Below are 20,378 nucleotides of genomic sequence, written 5' to 3'. Positions count from 1 at the left end.
ATCTTTATTTTTGCAACATACCATATTACCACAATACGCTTGCTTATGCTTATTAGTGTTATCTGCGTTTCTTTAAAAATCAAATAGGAGTTTTATATGTGTGGTGAGCATTTGGATAAATATGAGTTATGAGATATCAGAGCAGCTACTCATAATGTCCAACATTTTAATTTTACAGAGTTAATGGTTGTATTTGTGGTTTCCATATCGAGGCAAACCAAACAATCATCTCGATATTTGTATTCACTTAACCTTGCATCCAGTCTTTTTCAATAGTCAATCCAAGAATTTGAAGAGAGGATATTTCTATGTTTAGTTTCTTTCGTTGGTCATCAGCAAGGGTTGCTTTATTAGTTCTGGGAATGACAGCTGCTACAATAACCCCCATCGTAATTTCTGCCCCAGCTTCATCTCAAAATACTGTTCCATCTACGACACCATCACCTGCAACACCATCTGCGACACCATCGCCTACTTCAACAGTTAACTTGTCTGATGTTTCCTCAGATTATTGGGCGCGTCCCTTCATTCAAGTCCTAGCTGACAATAACGTGATTACTGGCTTTCCTGATGGCAGCTTTCGGCCGAATCAGGCTGTGACTCGTGCCGAGTTTGCCGCCCTACTTCAAAAAGCTTTCCCTAACCAAAACCGAGTTCGGCAATTAACCGCAGGTGGATTTGGTGATGTTCCTGCTGGCTACTGGGCGGCTTCTGCAATTCAGTACGCCTACGAAACCGGATTTCTGGCAGGCTATCCTGGGAATGTGTTTTCACCAAATCAACAAATACCCAAGGTACAGGCGATCGTTGCTTTAACAAATGGTTTGGGTTTAACTGCTAGCGGTACTGGAACCAGTACTGACCTCAGCACCTACTACAACGATGCTTCAGCCATCCCGAACTATGCTGTTAATAGTGTGACAATAGCAACACAATCTAATATCGTTGTTAATTATCCAGATGTAAAACAACTCAATCCGCAACAGCCCCTGACTCGTGCTGAAGCTGCGGCACTCTTATATCAAGCTTTGGCTAGACAGGGACGGGTGCAACCCATTGCTAGTAATCTTCCAGCTACTCAATATATTGTCGGTGGAACTACTGGCGGTACTCAAACAGGTAGCGATATTGTTTCTCTTGCTGCATCCAGTACTTCTTTGACAACTCTGACTTCTTTATTAAAGACAGCTGGTTTAGCAGATATTCTACAACAGCCTGGCCCTTATACAGTCTTTGCTCCCACCGATGAAGCATTTGCTGCTTTACCTGCTGCTACCCTACAACAGTTGCAGCAACCAGAGAACAGAGAAGCATTGATTAAGATTTTGAGATATCATGTGGTTCCTGGTGCAGTAACTTCTAGTCAACTCTCGGCTGGGGAACTGAAAACCTATGAAGAAAGACCTGTAAATATTCAAATTGATCGCGCTAACAATCAAGTCGCGGTAAATAATGCCAGAGTTATCCAGGCGGATGTCCAAGCTAGCAATGGTGTTATTCATGCGATTAACCAAGTCCTGATCCCGCCTGATATTAACATCAGTCAATTAAATCAACCACCAACAGGAACCACAAATGGTACAACGCCTGATGTTACGCCAGGTAGAACCACTCTTGGTGGGCCTAGCTATATCGGTGTTGCTGGTAATATTGGTTTGAGCGGTAATGATACAGCTGTGAGCGACGGTAACTTTGCAGTGATCAGCAAAATTGGTCTGACACGTAACATATCAGTGCGGCCATCGGTGCTGTTTGGTGGCGATACAATATTTTTGGTTCCCTTGACTTTAGATTTTTCTCCGCGCACAGCAGGTGCGGTGGGTGAACAAACTTTCTCTATATCTCCTTATGTAGGTGCTGGCGTAGCCATTGAAGCTAATCTCGACACTGATTTTGGATTGCTGCTAACTGGTGGTGTAGACGTTCCTGTAGGTAATCGATTTACGGTGACAGGTGCTGTAAATGCTGCTTTTATGGATCAAACTGATGTAGGGCTACTATTTGGAGTTGGTTACAACTTCTAAGTAGAAAACGCACTAGGGGCGAACAGATATCATTAGGTGTCAACTTAAGCTAAAAGCCTTTTCAAATCTCGTTTCCAGCAAGAAGCTGGAAATGCAACTCAAAAGCGTCTCTGCCGCCAGCAAGAGAGGCGGAGTCTCTAGGACGGCATTCCCAGTCAAAGACTGGGAACGAGACAATATCTAAAAGCTGCTTCTAGGCTGACTTTCACGTTAAGTTGACACCAATGCACATCTGTGCAGCCATACTCTATTCCAACAAATAAAAAACAGCTATAACAGTAAGTTGGCATCAAACTGGATTAAGGTCGCTTGATTGCTAAAGTAAGTCCATCAGCAATGGGGATAAGGGAGAGGGTAACCCGTTCGTCATGATGTAACTTTTCGTTGAGCGCCCGGATAGCTTGGGTGCTTTCATCTTGATTTTGCTCCTGGGCAACTTGTCCTGACCATAAAACGTTATCAATAGCAATCAATCCACCTGGACGCACCAATTGCAGCGATCGCTCATAATATCCATCATAATTTTCTTTATCAGCATCAATAAAGGCAAAATCAAAAGTCTCGGCTTGGCCAGTTGCCAACAGTTGATCTAAAGTTTCCAAAGCTGGTGCTAATCGCAGATCGATTTTATCGGCAACCCCGGCTTCTTGCCAATAACGCCGGGCGATCGCAGTAAATTCTTCACTCACATCAGCAGCGATAATTTTGCCATCATCTGGTAGTGCCAAAGCTACAGAAAGTGAGCTATAACCTGTAAATACTCCAACTTCCAGGGTTTTCTTAGCTCCAATAAGCTGCACCAGTAGTCTCATAAACTGCCCTTGTTCTGGTGAAATCTGCATTCCGCTACGGGGATGGCTGGCTGTTTCTTGGCGCAACTTCAAAAGAATCTCCGGTTCCCGTAGCGAAACGGATAAAAGGTAATTATATAGTTGGTTATCAAGGCCTATAGACTGTTTTGGCATGGTAGATCAGAGAATTGAAAGAATCTACAGCTATACTATCGCCCAACAGTAGTTTTTTAGGAATCTACTGTGAGCTTAATCTCTGTCGTCTGAGTCTGGATCTATTTCGGATGGTGCTGCAATAGGAAAGGCGAGCAATTCGGAAATTTAAAAACCTGCCAAAATGGCAACCAGATTCTAATTAACCAAGTTAAATTGTACAAAGATAAACGACTTCAAGGGTTTTGTTATCAGGGACTACCACGTAAGCAAATTCCTTTTGTAAAACACTATCTACTAAGTGATTTACAAGAAAAAACTATCTCTACCAATTATTTGCAGAGTATTTTTCTCAGCAGATAAATATCAATAATTAGGTTTGGCATTTGCTGCAACAGGAATATTAAATGTGTGCGGGCGTTGTTGTTGAAGTACGCATTAGCCCTCAAATAACGGGCAACGTCTGTATACATTCCTGTTCACTTCAGTGGCAAATGGCAGAGTGGGAGTTTGAAAGCTGACTGATATGCTTCCTCCCATTCTCTTTTTATATAATTCGTAATTCGTAATGACGCTCTCTACGAGACGCTAGAAGCGTAGCTTGCAACTCTTACAGAGTAAGCAGACTCGCTACCGCTACGCTAACGTAATTCGTAATTATTGTTGAAATACTCGTGCGTAATTGTGAGGTATTTTACATATTTGGGATGCTCTCATCAAAATATGAACTATCTTTAGAAATCAGTATCTCGTAAAAACTCAATAATTGCTGCATTCAACACCTCAGAAGCACCAGTTGAAGCATCATGACAGCAGTTAGACAAAATTTGTAATTTAGAATTGGGGATATGCTGATGCAATTTTTCACCATGACTAGCAGGAAACCAGCTATCTTGCTTACCCCACAAAATTAGTGTAGGACACTTAATCGCACTCAGGTTATTTTGAATTTGGGTGAGCATATTTGGCTTATTTACTTGCCAATTTTCAATTTCTCGCGCTGCTATTTGTAACTCTTCGGCGACTTTTGCAATAGTACCAGGAAATTCAATAAACGGGTAAGTTATCCAATAGACATCTTCCTGTGTCAAAATTGACGGATCAAATAATACCCCACGTCTTTCTATAGCCATAATTTCTCTCAATAGAGGTGCAAACAAATATGCCAGACGTAAGGAGTCAATTGTTTGGATTATTTCCAAGGGTGTTTGGGCAAGTAACCACATAGCCCAATGAGGTAGACGTTCGGCAAAAACAGGTACGTTTACTACTACAAGCTGCCCGACTAACTGTGGATTTTCTTGAGCAAGGGCAAGGGCTACTAATCCTCCCAGAGATTCAGCTACAATCACTGCGGGTTCATCACATAATGCCTGAATAACTCTTTGAAACTCAATAACTTGATGACCATTGTGTTCTCTCCGAGACAATGGTTTTTCGGAAAAGCCAAAACCTTTGGCATCAAAACAAATTACCCGAAAATATTTAGATAATGGTTCTATACTGTAACGCCAATTATAGCTCCAACTACCCATGCCATGTAATAAAATTAGCGGTTTACCTTTACCTTTTTCGCCATAAGAAATTTGTACAGGATAGCCTTTAGCATCAGTAATAATTAAACTTTGCCGCCCTTTAGGAAAGGTAGCTTGCCACCAATCTTTCATTCCGTTATCAATAAATAATTTAACTAATTCTGTGGGTTTAAGTTGCATAGCAACTAATAAGACACTCGGTAAGCACTCTGTCGAGTCAAGGCAAGTTTTGTGGCACTTGTGTTTATCACCGTTACAAAACTTAATTACGAATTACGTTAGCGTAGCGCTAGCGAGTCCGCGTTCGCTTTTAGCGTCTCGTAGAGAGCGTCATTACGAATTACGAATTACGAATTACGAATTATTTTAACCGCCTGTTAGGGCATTCCACAGCATTCTAATTAGTATCACGGGCAATGCTACTAAGACAATGGCAATCAGCAACAATCCAGCCAAAACTGCAAAGATAAACCACCCATCTGCACTCTTTTGCTGGCTAGGAAACTTTAAGTAATCTTCCAATAGCTTGATATTATTAGTGTTAGCTCTCCAGGCAAAATCAAAAAAGTCTCCCAAAACTGGGACAGCGCCTACCAAGCCATCAACGATCACATTCAGAACCATTTTGCCTAAAGTGGCTCTAGATACACCCAGCCGCGCCGCTTCTAGGATGATGTAGCTAGAAAACATGATTCCCAAAAAATCACCACCAATAGGTATTAATCCTATAATTGGATCTAGACCAAAACCAATCTGCGTGCCAGGAATGGTAATAACATTATCCAGCAGTCGGCTTAATTGACGCAGGCGCTTCAATGTGGGTGCTTTGGCATCAGGTTCAATCATCGAAAACCGAAAAGGAGAATCAGGCATGAAGGCGATCGCTAACTTTGTGTTGAATCGTTAGACATTTTACTCCCCTACTGAACTTTTGCAAAAACTTTCTCAGGGATTTACTAGAACCTATCCCACTAATAATATTTTGTTAATCCAGAAGTGAATGGTAGCGAGGTCAATGAATGCGTCCAAATAAACCTTTTGACGTTCCCATCTAACAACGAGACGACGGTATTTGCGTTGATACCAAGCAAAACACCGCTCCTGCTGAAATCTCGGAACGGAGATTTTAATAGGTCTTCCTTTGTTTTTCTTAGTTTTCCAGACTCGTTTTGGGATTTGAGGACGAATACTCGGAAAGCGTAGGTCAGCACGTTTTTGCTTTGATTCGTAACCTTTGTCGGCAACCAGTACCTTGATTCGCTTACGTGGTCGCCCGCGCTTCAAAGTTTTTAGTTTTACCTTATCAAGTAGAGGTAAGACTTGTTCTCTCTCGTTTCCGTTGGCTGGAGTAGTGGAATTAGCTAAGGGCATTCCATTGCCCTCAGCCAGAGTGTGAATGAGGATACCCTTTCCTTTGCCACCATAGGCAATTTCTTCACCCCCTCCTTTCCCAGGGGGAAAAAGACCCGTCAACCGCGCCAAACTCCCAATTTATCAGTCCTTTTTCATCTGCGTAGGCGTAGCCCGCCGCAGGCATCGCTAGAATACGTCCTTGTAAATGTTCAAATGTTTCATCACAACGCCATTTTTTCAACCATCGGTGGGATGAGCTTTTCGATTTTATTGAGAATCTACCTCTGTAACTGAGAATTTAAGTCCGATCTAACAAAATCGCATCAAGCATAAAGGTTATATTTATATGTAATATTTTTAACTTAAGAAATACGATTGCCTCGGCAGATAGTTGCACTCAAACGGGGTATGATACCATCATCATGAACAGCGATCGCATCAGCTCTTTTTCCGACCTCCAAACTACCGCGATCGCCAAATACATTAATGGCTTTAGCTGGATTACTGGTAAATAATTGCATAGCTTGGTAAATAGGCTTGCCCGTCTTATGGGCAATCATAAAAATGGATTGTAATAAGCTTTGAGGAACATAATCAGAAGAGATCACATCAACTAAATCGTGCAAAACAAGTTCCATAGCTGAAACATTACCAGAGTGAGAACCACCTAAGACTAAATTAGGCGCACCCATCAAAACTTGTAATCCTAAGCTGTGTGCTGCTTTAGCTGCTTCTAATGTAGTAGGGAACTCAGCTAGGACTACTCCATCTTGCACCGCTTCTTGGACGTGTTCCACGGTAGCATCATCGTGACTTGCTAAGGAAATACCTTTGGCTTTGGTAAGTTCTACTAAAGCCATACGATTTTTTTGTGCATATAGTTGTTGCTGTTGCTGACGAATGATGATGAACTCGTCAATTTCGTCAGGAGTAACACCGTATTTGCCCATGTAATACTCTTTGAACTTGTCCAACCGGGTAAACTGCCGTTGACCGGGAGTATGATCCATCAGCGAAATCATTGATAAAAGAGGATGATCTGCGTATTGTGCTGTAATCTCATAAACCTTGTCAAAAGCCAGTTCACACCGCAGATGAATTCGATGTTCCACACAAAAGCGTCCGGCGGCTTGTCCTTGCGAGATGACATCAATCATCGGCGCATAGTTAGTTAAGCGAGGAGAGCCAGCCGCCACATCACCAATTGCGATCGCATCACATACTGTTGTTACTCCTGCACTGGCTAAATCTCGATCATGATAAACTGCTGCGGCTTCTAAAGGCCAGCGAATACCGGGACGGGGAGACATGCAGCGTTCGAGATTATCGGTGTGTAACTCAATCAACCCTGGTAATAGATAATCTCCCTGTCCATTTTGACCATGACTCACAATTCCTGGCTGAATATCAGCAATCAATCCATTTCGCACTACCAAAGTACCTAACAGTTCTTTGTCTGGGAGTTGTAGACGATAGTTAGTGTAAATCTGTTCACTCATAATATTGTTGACTGTTGACTGATGACTGATGACTGATGACTGTTAACTGTCAACCGTCAACCGTCAACTATTAAAAATTAATTCGCGGTTACAAAGTTGCGATCGCACTTCTTCATCGTGAAAAATGCCAATTAAGCCACAGCCTTTAGCTTTTTTTTCTTGCAACAGTTCAATGACTACTTGGCGATTGGTAGAGTCTAGGGCTGAAGTTGGTTCATCTAGTAGCAAAATTGGATAATCAACTGCTAAAGCACGAGTAATATTTACCCGTTGCTTTTCGCCTCCAGAAAAGGTTGTGGGGGAAAGATACCACAGTCGTTTTGAGAGGTTGAGGCGATGAAATAGGTCTTTAACTTTGTTATGTGCGACATCTATATCTATCCCTAATTCCAACAGTGGTTCTGCGGCAACTTCTAACGCTGGCACTCTGGGAATTACTCTTAAAAACTGACTGACATATCCAATAGTTTTCTGCCGGACTGCTAAAATTTCGTGGGGAGCGAGTTGACACAAATCAACCCAATCTTCCTGATGTTTTATCCAGACTGAACCACTATCAACGCGATAGTTAGCATATAAACAGCGCATAAATGTAGATTTCCCACTCCCGGATGCTCCAGAAAGGGCGACACATTCCCCAGCATTAACGCTCAAGGACACTCCTTCTAACACCGATAGATTAATGCCTCCCTGCTGATGCAGAGTAAAACTTTTTCGCAAATTCTCAACTTGCAAAAGTAGTTGGCTAGGAAAGTTTACTGGATGATGATTAAGAGTTAATGATTGCATAGTTAAGAAAATAGATGACTGTTGACTGATGACTGATGACTGATGACGGTAAACACTTTGTTGAGCAATCAACCGTCAACCGTCAACCGTTAACAGTCAACACATCAGGGTGTTAAAGCAGCGCTGACTAATAATTGAGTGTATGGATGTTGTGGATCATCAAGTACTTGGTCAGTTAAACCTGATTCCACTACCTGTCCTTGTTGCATGACTAATAATCTGTGTGCCAGCAGTCTGACTACGCCTATATCGTGGGTAACTATAATCACGCTGAGGTTAAAATTGCGGACAAGCGATCGCAACAAATCCAATAACCGCGCTTGTACTGATACATCCAACCCACCTGTCGGTTCGTCCATCAATATCAACCGAGGACGCGTCACCAACACACGGGCAAGTTGTAATCTTTGTTGCATCCCCCCAGAAAAGTGAACTGGCAGATCATCTATCCGTGCTGGGTCAATTTCCACTTGTTTTAGCCAGTGGGCAGCCTCATCCCGAATATTGCCATAGTGCCGTATCCCAATATCTAGTAGGCGTTCGCCGATATTCGCTCCAGCACTGACCTTCATTCGCAGACCATCACGGGGATTTTGCTGCACAAAGCCCCACTCAGTTCGCATCAACAACCGCCGTTTAGCTTCCGCAAGTTGAAAAATTTCTAAGTCTTCACCGCTACCGGTAGTATAAGTAACATTACCTTTATCAACAGCAATGTGATTGGCAACTGCACTCAGCAAAGTAGACTTACCTGAACCTGATTCTCCAACAATACCGAGAACTTGCCCAGGAAAGAGATTAAAAGAAATGCGATCGCACGCTTTGATTGCGCCGTAAGATTTACTCAGTTGGTGAACCTGTAAAAGAGGTTTAGTCATTAGTCATTAGTCCATACTCATCATTCATCAGTCATCAGTCAACCGTCATCCGTCATCAGTCATCCGTCCCCCACAAAAGTCTGTATCTGAGCAAATCCACATTCGCCCACCTTGGTCGTCAATCACTACCTCATCTAAGTAGCTTTCTGTAGAACCGCATAACTCACAGGCTTTATCCCATTTTTCTACAGTGAAGGGATGGTCTTCAAAGTCCAGGCTTTTGACTTTGGTATATGGTGGAATGGCATATATGCGCTTTTCTCTCCCTGCACCAAATAATTGCAATGCCGGATTCATCTGCATTTTGGGATTATCAAAGCGTGGGATCGGGCTAGGACTCATCAAATAGCGGTTATGCACCATTACCGGATAGTCGTAGGATGTAGCAATATGTCCATGTGTAGTAATGTCTTCGTAAAGCTTGACGTACATAGCTCCGTATTCTTCTAGAGCGTGCATTTTGCCTGTCTCTACCGATGAGGGTTCTAGCCAGCGCAAAGGTTCGGGAATCGGTACTTGGTAAACTAAAATCTGTCCTTCCTGTAATGGTGTTTCGGGTATGCGATGGCGAGTCTGAATTAAAGTTGCTTCTTGTGTGCGTTCTGTTGTCTTTACGCCACAAACTTTTTGAAAAAAGCGACGAATATTAACAGCGTTAGTGGTGTCGTCTGCTCCTTGGTCAATGACTTTCAAGACATCAGTTTGACCAATCACAGCAGCTGTTACCTGAATTCCACCAGTACCCCAGCCGTAAGACATGGGCATTTCTCTCGAAGAAAAGGGAATTTGATGTCCTGGAATTGCCACAGCTTTTAGCAAGGCGCGACGAATGGAACGCTTTGTTTGCTCGTCTAAATAAGCAAAGTTAAAGCCTGCTTCTGGGGATTGGGGATTGGGGGTTGGGGATTGGGGATTGGAAGAGATATTCATTAGGCTGATGACTGTTGACTGTTGACTGTTGACTGTTGACTAATGACTGTTGACTAATGACTGTTGACTGTTGACTGATGACTGTTGACTGATGACTGATGACTGTTGACTGATGACTGTTAACAGACGATACGAAAAGATGTATATAGAACTTATATGCGCGACAGCTTATTTAAAGAGGCGGTCATAAATTGGGTGAAGTGGTTTAAATCGGGTGTTGGCAAATTTGTGATTTTGGCTTTGTCGTCATAAATCCTTAACTGCACAGCGTCTTGGGCATAAGGTTGCTGAATAAATTTCTCTGCTTGTTCAGGGGAAAATATGCCTCCTTGTAGTTCTAAGCTGCGTTTGGATGCGGCTGAGAGACTATCCCAATATTCAGGAACAACTGAGCAAAGATAGCGTTTGGCGACGACATGAAGCCTAATTGGTTGTGTAACTGCTGACCCAAACATCTGACTTAGTAAGGGAATGGCTCGATGTTCATGTTGATCGTCTATGCCTTGGATGGCGGGATTATCGCCCAAGTTATGGATTAAATGCCCTAAATCATGGAGTAGACAAGCGGTAATCAATTCATGGTTTTGGCCTGATATTTCAGCGAGGCTAGCACATTGCAAGGCATGTTCTAGCTGACTGACGGCTTCTGCACCATACAATTGAGAACCCTTTTTGGTGAACAGGTCAATAATGCTTTCAATGGTAGCTTTCATAATAGGTAACTGATGACTGTTGACTGTTGAGTGGATATTTATTGAATTTGATATCGAGCAACTTCTTGTCCTGCTACGTATACGGATGAGATGGCAGTAATTGCAGAGAGTAAAGAATTATCAGGAGATATCAACAGGAAATCAGCATCTAAACCAGGAGCGATTTTACCTTTTTGATCGCTTATCCCCGCCGCCTCTGCTGGACGGCTGGAAACTAATGACCATGCTTGTTCAAAGGACATTAAGCCTAATTCTTGGAGTTTGAAGGGTGCATAGAACAAGGAAGGATAATGATAATCTGAGCAAAGACAATCGATAACGTTATTTTTTACCGCCTCAGCGACACTCATTAAACCTAAGTGAGAACCACCACGCACTAAGTTAGGCGCACCCATGAGGACGGCTGCACCATATTCACGAGACTTAGCAGCTAAGTCTACAGTAGCCGGAAATTCTGCGATCGCTACTCGGCGTTGTTGACTTAGTATTACTTTTTCTGAGGTATCATCATCATGAGAAGCAAGAGGAATACCGTAGGTATGAGCTAAATCCACCAGTTGTTCGATTTGCACGTCTCCTTCATGTCGCCGTTCTGTTACTTGGTTGATTAATTCTTCAATTTCTTCTATGGACATGGATGATCTTTGCTTCACACTATTGAGATATCGGCTCAATCTCTTTTGATTTCCTGGGGGTGGTAGGTGATCGTTGATAGACAAAATATGCACGCGACCGGATATCATCCAATCACACAATTCTTGATGTCCGGCAATATTTGCCTCTTCATGTCTAATATGAATGCGATGGTTGCAATTTAAAACTTGTTTTCCTGCCCCTAAGATGAAGTCAATTAAAGCACGGGCAGAATCTCGGCTGCGTAACCCTGGTTCGTAAGAGTCGGTAATTGAGCAGTAAAAAGTTGTGATACCCGATGCTAAAAGGTTGCGGTCATTATCTGCGATAGCTATTGGTAGAGGAAAGTTAACTCCAGGGCGAGGGCAAATCATCCTTTCAAAAGCATCGCCGTGTAAGTCAATAATTCCCGGCAACATTTGGAGTCCTTGAGCATTTACCAAATGAAATCCATTAGGACTACTGGCCTGATCAATGCTGGTAAATTGACCATCTTCAATTAAAACTGTGGCATCTTCCAGCCAACCATCGGGAGTTAGTACATTTACTCCTTGGATAGCAATTTTTGTATTGGTTGATTTTGAAGATATTTGAATAGTTTGTGTTTTTGTCACTGACTTACACCTATTTTTGATTTGAGATTTATTAATTACGAATTACGAATTACGAATTACGAATTTACAAAGAAACTCATGCCTTCATAGGGAGCTTTTTGAGTGGCGGCAATTCTGGAAGATAAATCACCTATATGCAGTTCCAGCTTGTGGTGATCGGGGTCAAGAATATATATAGATTCGCCTTCACTTGTATTTTGTTTCCACTGTTTGACTCCTAAAACTTTGAGGCGATAGCTATATTCTTGAAACCTTTCTTCAGAGATACTAAAAGCAATATGAGTGTACTCGTCCATAGGATTTGTGCGTGTGTTGGAATCTAAAGATAGGCACAACCACAAGTCACCTGCCAGTAAATAAGCACCTGTTTTCCACTTAGCGATCGCTTGACAACCTAGAATTTCGGTATAAAAACTAAAAGATTTCTCCAAGTCGCAGACAGACAAAGTAATATGGTTAATTCCTGTAATCATTTCGCTTGTTCCAAAACCAAATCACCGCGTTCTAAAGATTGAGATTCTTCCCCAGTACCCGTTAACTCTGAAGATTGATTATTTAACTGCTGCCCTCGGATTTTCCGCACCAGATTTAACTCTGCTTGAAAGTCAATGTAGTGTGGGAGTTTGAGGTGTTGGACAAAACCTTGTGCTTCCACGTTATCGGAGTGGGAAAGTACAAACTCGACGTTTTGGGCTGGGCCTTGAATTGTTTCCCCTAATTCCTCTGCTCGCATTGCTCTATCTACTAACGCCATCGACATCGCTTTACGTTCGTTGTAACCAAAAGTAAGTCCATAGCCACGGGTAAACTGAGCAGGTAATTCTTTACTACCTTTAAACTGATTTACCATTTGCACTTCGGTGACAGTAATATCTGCGATCGCTATTTCAAATCCCAATTCTTCTGGGCAAATTACCACCTCTACTTCCCCCATACGAATTTCTCCAGCAAAAGGATGGTTTCTGCCATAGCCTCGCTGTGTAGAATATGCCAGAGATAGCAAAAAACCCTCATCTGCACGCGCTAGATTTTGCAGTCTCGCATCCCGTCCAGCAGGAAAGGTTAATGGTTGACGAGTTAAATCAAATGGTTGAGATGACGGAGATAACGGAGAATCATTATTTACTTGCTCCCCCTGCTCCCCTGCTCCCCTGCTCCCCTGCCCTTCTTCCGCTTGCATCAAGCCTTCACGATCTAAAGTGTCAATTACACGTGGAACTGATTCTGTAATTGCTTCTGCTTCTGGTGCTGTCGGGACTTGTCCTTCTGCTATCAATTTAAAGTCTAGTAGACGGTGAATGTAGTCGAAGGTAGTCCCTAACCTTTGTCCTCCTGGTACATCTTTAAAAATGGCAGAAATGCGGCGCTGAATCTGCATTTTGCTGGTATCTAATGGCTGGCTATAGTAGAAGCGGGGTAGTGTTGTCCGATAGGCTCGTAACAAGAAGATTGCTTCTACTAAATCACCCCAAGATTGTTTAATAGCAAGGGCTGCTAACTCCCGATCATATAAGCTACCTTCACACATCACCCGTTCTACTGCTAGGGTAAGCTGTTGTTCAATCTGGTCTAAGCTCAATTCAGGAATTGCAGGATCACCTCTGCGTCTGCTTTGCAGGAGCGCTTCTGCATTTTGAATTGCCTGTTCACCGCCTTTGACTGCAACGTATGGCATAATTTTTAATTCGTAATTCGTAATTCGTAATTCGTAATTCGTAATTTTTGATTAAGAAAGTTAGGCTTTAATTGGGTTTTAAGATTTCCATTATTTATATTTTTATTCTCGATAATTTTCGATTTACTGGCTTGGTTGGAGTATGCATTTAAAACTCCAGCCATGCTGCTCGAATCCTAGTGATTGATAGAATTGATGGGCGCGATCGCGTTTCAAATTAGAAGAGAGAGTGACTTTATAACACCCAGCCTCAGCACTAAATTGGAGCGCGGCTTGCACCATTTGGCTACCAATTCCCTCTCCTCGCATTTGAGAAATAACTGTCACTGCATCTAGAACTGCAAATTTGTGATAGCCCCGGTGCATCATTGTTGGCGCATAAAGGAGGCTGAAAGTACCTACAAGTTGCTGGTTTAAAAAAGCAATATAGATGTAGTAGTTAGGAACTTGTGTGATTTCTGTCAAGATTCTTTCTACATCATTGCTTGGTAAGGGTGGCTCACTATCCATGTCAGCATAAAGCTGATTTAATAGAGGCCAATCCTCACGGGTAGCAATGCGAATCTCAAGAGTCATAGTACACCTCTGGTTTGGCGGTGCGTGGTAGTCCCATTACTGCATATTCTGTAAATAAAAATACATCTACGCCTTGTGGATAGGCTTGGTGATTCTGCATCCAGAAATCCCAAAAATGGACGGGAACTGTCGGAGCGATTGTTTGCTGGTCTAAAATTCCTGGCCCCGTTAACATCACAGGTTGCCCCATCTCAAAACTTTCCAGCTGTACCAATAATGTTGTTGAGGCTTCTGGCTTTTCTGCTGTACCCCAGCTAAAAATAGATAATTCTTCCAACCCTGCCAAATCTTGAATTAAGGCAAAGTCAGCTTTCTCTGGGTACTGTGTGAACCGACAGCCAGTATGGAACAACAACCAAGCTCTCACTTGATCTGCAAAACTCGGCTGAAGCCATACCACAACATCCAAATCCAGCAACGTCAAACAAGCAGCCCCACAAGCAGGCGTTAAACCCAAAGGCACACTCATCTCAGCAGTTATCCAATAAGGTGTCCCCGGTCGAGCATTTGCATCAAGCAACGCCCGAAATGCCCTCTGAGCATCATGAATTGAGTCTTGAAAGCCCTGTAAATATTTAACTTTAGTCATCATTCATCAGTCATCGGTTATCAGTCAACAGTCAACAGTCAACAGTCAACAGTCATCAATCATCAGTCATCTATTCGCCCCTTGCCATCGTGAAGAAATTAACCTTAGTAGCAGCTGCTTGACGCTGTTTAAGTTCCTGCTGCTTTTGGTGTTCTACTTGCAAGGGTTGAATTATCTCAGCCTGAATCTGATCGTGCCAATTTGGGGTTTGTAGTAATGCATCACAAACAGCAGCTAGTTCTGCATGACGGTGCGATCGCCCCGCGACATAACCAAATCCAGCTAACGCTTCATCTCCTTGGCTCTCTAACTGCACAACACAGCGAGTCATGGTAATTTCTCCTAAGTTAAATAGCTCTCCTGTACCCCCAGCGCGTCCCCGCACCATTGTTAGACCAATCTCTGGGCAGCGTAAAAAGCTATAGTTGGGCAAATTAACTAATTTGTTTACCAGTTTTTCTAATAGCTCTAACTCGGCTTTAGCTAATGTTGCCATCCATGCTTGTCGCTGGCTCACAGTAGGCATAAGTTGGTTTGTGGTATTTTGTTTTAAACTATTCTTAACTTGTCTAGACATCTAGATGAAAGTAGATTAACGCAATTCTGACAAATTGACAATCTAATATTGATAAGCTCATCCCACTCCTAAAAGGGAATGGGATAACACGAAACACTGTTGACCGTTGACAGTGAACAGTCAACAGTTAACCGTCAACACTATTTATTGATAATTGATACATGAAGGAAATAATGCCAATTTATGTCCAGATTGCTGATCAACTGCGACAAAACATTCATCAGGGGGTTTATCAGATTGGGGAACAACTACCGACGGAAACGAAGTTAGCTGAACAGTTTGCAGTTAATCGCCATACCATTAGACAAGCGATCGCTCTCCTAAAAGACGAGGGATTGTTACGAGTTGACCGAGGACGCGGAACTTTTGTAGCTGCTAAAACCATCCGCTATGCGATTGGTAAGCGAGTGCGTTACAACCAAACACTGAAAGCACAGGGTTGGCAAGTAAGATTTCAACTGCTGCGTGTCTTAGAAGTACCTGCCGATGATGCGATCGCTAGAGGGCTAGAAATTCCTTATGGTGAGCCGATAGCGTTAATTGAACGTTTAAGTTTAGCTGATGAAGAACCTATAAGTATAGGTACTGGGTATTTTCCCCTCAAGCAATTCCCTGATATTTTAGATCCGAAAAATATCAAGATTTTGCAAGAACAGCAATCAATATCTCAGTTTTTACAACAGGTATATGGATGCGATCATATCCGCCGTAGTACCTGCGTTTCTGCTCGTCTAGTCCAGCCTCAAGATGCAAAGTGGCTACAACTATCCCTCAATCAACCCATCCTGTTAGCGGAGTCGGTGAATGTCGATCAAACAGGTAATGTCATTGAATATGGCGTAACGCGACTGCGGGGCGATCGCATGGAGTTATTTTTTGAAAATGACTTAGTGGGTGAGTGATGACTGTCAACTGTCAACTGTCAACAGTCATCAATAATACTAAATTAACCACCCTCTGATCTTTGCAGAGAGTAAATCAATAACACCAGTAGTAACAATCAAAATAATCAGAATTGTACAGACTTTTTGGTATTCAAATGCACCAAAACTCTGATATAGTGAAACGCCAATACCGCCAGCCCCGACAATTCCTAAGACAGAAGCAGAACGCACATTTGATTCAAATCTGTAAAGAGTGAAAGAAGTCCACAAAGGCATTACTTGGGGAATCACTCCATAAATAACTTCTTGAATCTGACTTGCACCAGTAGCTCTAATTCCTTCTACAGGACCTGACTCAATTGATTCTACTGCTTCTGAGAACAGCTTACCCAGAATACCGGCAGTATGAATAAATAATGCCAAAACTCCAGCAAATGGCCCCAACCCAACAGCAACTACAAAGATTAGTGCAAAGACGATTTCGTTAATCGCACGCATAGCATCTAATAAGCGACGTGTTGGTTGTACAACCCATATTGGACAGATATTATTAGATGCTAAAATAGATAAAGGAACAGCTGCGATCGCAGCCATTAAAGTTCCCCAAATTCCCATTGATATCGTAACCAGTGTTTCTGAAAAATAATAATTCCAATCGCTAAAGTCTGGCGGAAAATATGAACGTATATATTCCACCATGTTGTCTCCCCGTTGCAGAAGTACAGGGAAATTCAACTCGCTTTGATTATAGGCAAAAATTAATACAGCAGCAATGACTAAAAGAAACAGAACTTTTTGGGTATTCACAAGCTTTGCTTCTTTCTCTAACATTGCTGCTACACGAGGAGATGCGTAAGTAATTATCTGATTTCGTGGGCGCACTTTTTTCTAGCTATAAATCTAATTTTATTTAATTCCTTTGAGTTGCTGATTTAGTTCTGCTATTGTTTGCTGTTTTTCTTGCTCACTAAGATTTTCTTTAGCTTGAGTCTCTTGGATTTTTTTAGCAATTTCTAGTTCTCGAATTGTATGCCAATTTTTATCTTCAGCCTGTACAAAACCAGAAATTTTAAATTGTCCTAAAACTTGAGTATCTTTGTAGTTATAAAAAAAGTTTTGCAACTTCTTTTTGATATCATCTGGTAAATCCCGGCGGTAAACAATCGGATCGCTGGGAATTAAAGGTGATTTCCAAATAATTTCAATCTTCTGTCTAGCTTTAGCGTTGGTATTTTCTAAACGGCTTAATGCTTCATTACTGACGGTAGCTACATCTACTTGTTTATTCGCTACAGCTAAAGCACAAGCTTCATGATTGCCAGCAAAAATCAAGCGTTTAAAAGCTTTCTTAGGGTCAACATTGTTTTTAGTAAAAATATAGTAGCTGGGAACTAAAAACCCAGAGGTAGAATTGGGATCATTAAAAGCAAAGGTGAGCTTGGCTGCATTTTTAATCACATATTTATCACCACCTGCTGCTATAGCTTCCGCAGTGATGGGATTATCTTTATTAGTAATTAAATGAGAATAGTAGCCTCTACCGCCATCTGCACTTACAACTTGAGCAAAAGCTTCTGCATCAGCAATTTTTGCTGCTTCAATATAAGATTTACCACCCAACCAAGCTGCCTGCACTTTACCAAAGCGCATAGCCTCTATGACTGCTGCATACTGTGTAACATAGAAAGGCTTAATGGTAATACCAATTTCTTTAGACATAGCAGCAGCAAAAGGTTCCCAAATTGGTTTTTGATTAGCTTGAGATTCTGTAGACAGAACACCAAAATTAATTTCTTTAATTGCTGCTGTACTATTCTCAGCATTAGAAGTACAAGCTGAAAGTATCTTGGCACTTGCCAAAGTTATAGTAAATAAAGAAGCCTGCTGAATAAATAACCTTCTGTCCATAAATTTAGTTGTGAGATGTAAGTAAAATTTTGTATTTTGAGGTTAAGCTGATGCGCGTCTAAACTATATAAACACTTTTGATGTCGTTAACTGTTGACGGTTAACGGTTGACGGTTGATTGCTCAACAAAGTGTTTACCGTCATCAGTCATCAGTCATCAGTCATCAGTCAACAGTCATCAGGTAAATGTACAATATTATTTGCGTAACAGCTTACACTACCAGTTCTCCGTGTCCTCTCATAATGAGTTCTTCGGCAGCTGTGCCATAAAGTTCATTGAGTTTGTGATCATTCATCTCTGTGGTTGCACCATCAAACATCACTTCTCCATCTTTGAGAGCGATCGCTCGATCAAAGTAACTACGCACCATTTGAACCTGATGTAACGAAGCGACTACAGTAATTCCGCTTTGGCGATTTAGCTGCACGAGCAATTCCATAACTTTACGCGCCGATTCGGGATCTAGAGAGGCGATTGGTTCGTCTGCGAGGATGATTTTCGCTCCTTGCACTAAACAACGAGCGATCGCAACTCGTTGTTGTTGCCCTCCAGAAAGCATAGATGCCCGTTTATAAGCATGTTCAAGAATGCCTACCCGCTCTAATGCAGCAAGAGCTTGAATTTTTTCTTCTTTGGTAAATAAATGTAGTATTGAACGTAAGATAGACAATTTTGCTAAGTTACCAACGAGAACATTCTCGATAACTGTTAGCCGATTGACTAAATTAAACTGTTGAAAAATACAACCTATCTGACTTCGTAAAAACCTAATTTTAGAGTGTATTTTACCCTCGCTCTGTAGTATTGAGCCAAAAATATAAACAGTTCCTGCATCTCCAATATGCAAGCCATTAATATGCCGTAAAAGGGTAGATTTACCTGAGCCAGATGCACCTATAAGCGCAACTAGCTCTCCCTCATAAATTGTGCAAGATGCGTTTTTAAGTGCTGTCTTACCTTTGAAAGCCTTCGAGAGATTACTAACTTCGATAGCTACTGTATTTGCCATTTTTTGACATTGAGATGTCTATGATTAACTTGAATAATATTTTTTAGTTAAGAACTAATTAAGAAAAGGATAATTACTGATTTAATTTTTAAGTTATCAGCCTAATGAATGAGCCAATTCTAGATATACATCAATATAATGTAAAGCTTATAATACATAGACTGAAATCCATTTTTTGATTAAAATTTAATTAACAAAAGGCTAATTTTTGGTAAAAATGCAATTAACCCGCTAGGAATTAGTACAGCACGGCGTAAATAAACCACCCATTCCAAATCAATAAAATGCTTCTACTGTATACCTGTTTGAATTTTGTAGGGACAATTCATGTGTACGCAACGCAAAGCGGCTACTCTTACGAGAACGCTTTCAGCGTTAGCGCAGCGGTAGCGACGTTCGCGTAGCGTCTCGCAGAGAAGGAGCATCACCCGCAGAGTATTGCCCTTACCACATATGTACTTTTTTAAAGCATCTATATTTGGCATTTGCTGTCAATACGTAAGTCCTAGTAAATAAGCTTTGTTGCTATAAAAAACATTAACAATATGTTATTAGCTGGATTTTAACTATTGGTTATTGATTGAGCTAGGAAACACAGACAATCTTTAATATATCAATATCCATTGAGTTAAGAATAGGTAAACAAATGACAATTGTTTTGATTTCAAAATAATCTCTAGATTGTGGTACATAGTTGTGCTTTGATATTGTTAAAGTTGATTTGAAAAAAATTCTTACAAAAGATTCATTTTTTCTATATCTAACATTAAATTTTCTGATGCAAAGGTTAAAATCACGCCTTAATTAAATCAATTTTGCTAATATTTGTGATTTACCAATTAGCAAACTTTTAATGTTATAAAAACTTTGATTTTTCACTAATTTCTATCAGGTGTGAGGGTACATTCGTGCAGAAGTTTTGGTTGAATTATTTGTTATTTAGTCCAGCAATTTTGGGCTTATTTATAGTTGCGCTACCAGCGATGGGTTCTGAAGTACCTTTAAGTCAAGCACCTGCAAGAAATCAACCATCCAGTTTTAGCAGTGCTGAGAATATCGGACAAGTAACTTCAGTTTCACAGCTTTCTGATGTCAAACCTACAGACTGGGCTTTTCAAGCTTTGCAATCCTTAGTTGAGCGATACAGCTGCATTGCAGGTTATCCTAACCCTCTTTCAAGAAACACTTGATGTAAAGCTTATGTAGAAAGGGTTTGATAAAATGAAGCTTCCTCCTTATCTTGGGAT

Annotated in this window: 20 protein-coding genes and 1 pseudogene; 3 read left to right on the top strand and 18 right to left on the bottom strand. The window is 41.4% G+C overall.

Features of this window, described 5'->3' with window-relative positions:
- Positions 1-308 precede the first annotated feature (308 nt).
- On the top strand, positions 309-2,024 hold the full coding sequence (locus ACEYW6_RS23685; RefSeq protein ID WP_412981680.1) for a fasciclin domain-containing protein: 1,716 nt from the start codon (positions 309-311) through the stop codon (positions 2,022-2,024).
- A 299-nt stretch (positions 2,025-2,323) separates the two neighbouring features.
- Here ACEYW6_RS23685 and ACEYW6_RS23680 read toward each other — a convergent pair whose 3' ends face one another.
- The 15 genes from ACEYW6_RS23680 to phnG form a co-directional block, all read right to left on the bottom strand.
- The gene (locus ACEYW6_RS23680) at positions 2,324-2,989 is read right to left on the bottom strand and encodes a class I SAM-dependent methyltransferase (RefSeq protein WP_412981679.1); all 666 of its coding nucleotides are present in this window, start codon (positions 2,987-2,989) and stop codon (positions 2,324-2,326) included.
- A gap of 713 nt (positions 2,990-3,702) precedes the next feature.
- Positions 3,703-4,635: an alpha/beta fold hydrolase gene (locus ACEYW6_RS23675; RefSeq protein WP_412981710.1), complete on the bottom strand. Its 933-nt coding sequence runs from the start codon at positions 4,633-4,635 to the stop codon at positions 3,703-3,705.
- Positions 4,636-4,869: 234 nt separating this feature from the next.
- Positions 4,870-5,376, bottom strand: a complete 507-nt coding sequence (locus tag ACEYW6_RS23670; RefSeq protein WP_196508595.1) for a DUF4112 domain-containing protein — start codon at positions 5,374-5,376, stop codon at positions 4,870-4,872.
- Between the two features lie 90 nt (positions 5,377-5,466).
- On the bottom strand, positions 5,467-5,976 hold the full coding sequence (locus tag ACEYW6_RS23665; RefSeq protein WP_412981678.1) for a transposase: 510 nt from the start codon (positions 5,974-5,976) through the stop codon (positions 5,467-5,469).
- A 242-nt stretch (positions 5,977-6,218) separates the two neighbouring features.
- A complete protein-coding gene (phnM, locus tag ACEYW6_RS23660) occupies positions 6,219-7,355 on the bottom strand; it encodes a phosphonate metabolism protein PhnM (RefSeq protein WP_412981677.1) in 1,137 nt (378 codons plus the stop codon).
- Between the two features lie 63 nt (positions 7,356-7,418).
- The gene (gene phnL, locus ACEYW6_RS23655) at positions 7,419-8,144 is read right to left on the bottom strand and encodes a phosphonate C-P lyase system protein PhnL (RefSeq protein WP_412981709.1); all 726 of its coding nucleotides are present in this window, start codon (positions 8,142-8,144) and stop codon (positions 7,419-7,421) included.
- 104 nt (positions 8,145-8,248) lie between these two features.
- Positions 8,249-9,022: a phosphonate C-P lyase system protein PhnK gene (gene phnK / locus ACEYW6_RS23650; RefSeq protein ID WP_412981676.1), complete on the bottom strand. Its 774-nt coding sequence runs from the start codon at positions 9,020-9,022 to the stop codon at positions 8,249-8,251.
- Between the two features lie 45 nt (positions 9,023-9,067).
- Positions 9,068-9,952: an alpha-D-ribose 1-methylphosphonate 5-phosphate C-P-lyase PhnJ gene (locus ACEYW6_RS23645; RefSeq protein WP_412981675.1), complete on the bottom strand. Its 885-nt coding sequence runs from the start codon at positions 9,950-9,952 to the stop codon at positions 9,068-9,070.
- Between the two features lie 152 nt (positions 9,953-10,104).
- Positions 10,105-10,665, bottom strand: coding sequence for a phosphonate degradation HD-domain oxygenase (locus ACEYW6_RS23640; protein ID WP_412981674.1), 561 nt, complete (start codon positions 10,663-10,665; stop codon positions 10,105-10,107).
- Positions 10,666-10,703: 38 nt separating this feature from the next.
- Positions 10,704-11,912: an alpha-D-ribose 1-methylphosphonate 5-triphosphate diphosphatase gene (locus ACEYW6_RS23635; protein WP_412981673.1), complete on the bottom strand. Its 1,209-nt coding sequence runs from the start codon at positions 11,910-11,912 to the stop codon at positions 10,704-10,706.
- A 56-nt stretch (positions 11,913-11,968) separates the two neighbouring features.
- The gene (locus tag ACEYW6_RS23630; protein WP_412981672.1) at positions 11,969-12,385 is read right to left on the bottom strand and encodes a fosfomycin resistance glutathione transferase; all 417 of its coding nucleotides are present in this window, start codon (positions 12,383-12,385) and stop codon (positions 11,969-11,971) included.
- Positions 12,382-13,587 (bottom strand): carbon-phosphorus lyase complex subunit PhnI, encoded by a 1,206-nt coding sequence (locus ACEYW6_RS23625; RefSeq protein ID WP_412981671.1) that lies wholly within the window; start codon positions 13,585-13,587, stop codon positions 12,382-12,384. Before ACEYW6_RS23625 ends, ACEYW6_RS23630 begins: the two co-directional genes overlap by 4 nt.
- Positions 13,588-13,710: 123 nt before the next feature.
- On the bottom strand, positions 13,711-14,163 hold the full coding sequence (locus ACEYW6_RS23620) for an N-acetyltransferase family protein (protein WP_412981670.1): 453 nt from the start codon (positions 14,161-14,163) through the stop codon (positions 13,711-13,713).
- Positions 14,153-14,755, bottom strand: coding sequence for a phosphonate C-P lyase system protein PhnH (gene phnH, locus ACEYW6_RS23615; RefSeq protein WP_412981669.1), 603 nt, complete (start codon positions 14,753-14,755; stop codon positions 14,153-14,155). The genes ACEYW6_RS23620 and phnH overlap by 11 nt, the downstream gene beginning before the upstream one ends.
- 67 nt (positions 14,756-14,822) lie before the next feature.
- Positions 14,823-15,278, bottom strand: coding sequence for a phosphonate C-P lyase system protein PhnG (gene phnG / locus ACEYW6_RS23610; protein ID WP_412981668.1), 456 nt, complete (start codon positions 15,276-15,278; stop codon positions 14,823-14,825).
- Positions 15,279-15,502: 224 nt separating this feature from the next.
- Between phnG and phnF the strand changes: the two genes are divergently transcribed.
- Entirely contained in the window at positions 15,503-16,231 is a 729-nt protein-coding gene (phnF, locus tag ACEYW6_RS23605) for a phosphonate metabolism transcriptional regulator PhnF (RefSeq protein WP_412981667.1), read from the top strand.
- Between the two features lie 39 nt (positions 16,232-16,270).
- On the opposite strand, the gene phnE is transcribed toward phnF, so the two are convergent.
- The 3 genes from phnE to phnC all read right to left on the bottom strand — a co-directional run bounded on the left by phnE (position 16,271) and on the right by phnC (position 19,131).
- Positions 16,271-17,044, bottom strand: a complete 774-nt coding sequence (phnE, locus tag ACEYW6_RS23600) for a phosphonate ABC transporter, permease protein PhnE (RefSeq protein WP_412981666.1) — start codon at positions 17,042-17,044, stop codon at positions 16,271-16,273.
- Positions 17,045-17,119: 75 nt separating this feature from the next.
- Positions 17,120-18,121 (bottom strand): phosphonate ABC transporter substrate-binding protein, encoded by a 1,002-nt coding sequence (gene phnD, locus ACEYW6_RS23595; protein WP_412981665.1) that lies wholly within the window; start codon positions 18,119-18,121, stop codon positions 17,120-17,122.
- 212 nt (positions 18,122-18,333) lie between these two features.
- Positions 18,334-19,131 (bottom strand): phosphonate ABC transporter ATP-binding protein, encoded by a 798-nt coding sequence (gene phnC, locus ACEYW6_RS23590; RefSeq protein WP_412981664.1) that lies wholly within the window; start codon positions 19,129-19,131, stop codon positions 18,334-18,336.
- A gap of 908 nt (positions 19,132-20,039) precedes the next feature.
- Here phnC and ACEYW6_RS23585 point away from each other — a divergent pair.
- Positions 20,040-20,300, top strand: a pseudogene (locus ACEYW6_RS23585) (hypothetical protein); the annotation flags it as partial.
- Between the last annotated feature and the right edge of the window lie 78 nt (positions 20,301-20,378).

It is taken from the genome of Nostoc sp. UIC 10607 (assembly GCF_047228265.1).
Lineage (GTDB): Bacteria > Cyanobacteriota > Cyanobacteriia > Cyanobacteriales > Nostocaceae > Nostoc > Nostoc foliaceum_A.
The sequence above is the reverse complement of the archived record's forward strand: the minus strand, read 5'-3'. Positions and strand labels throughout refer to the sequence as shown.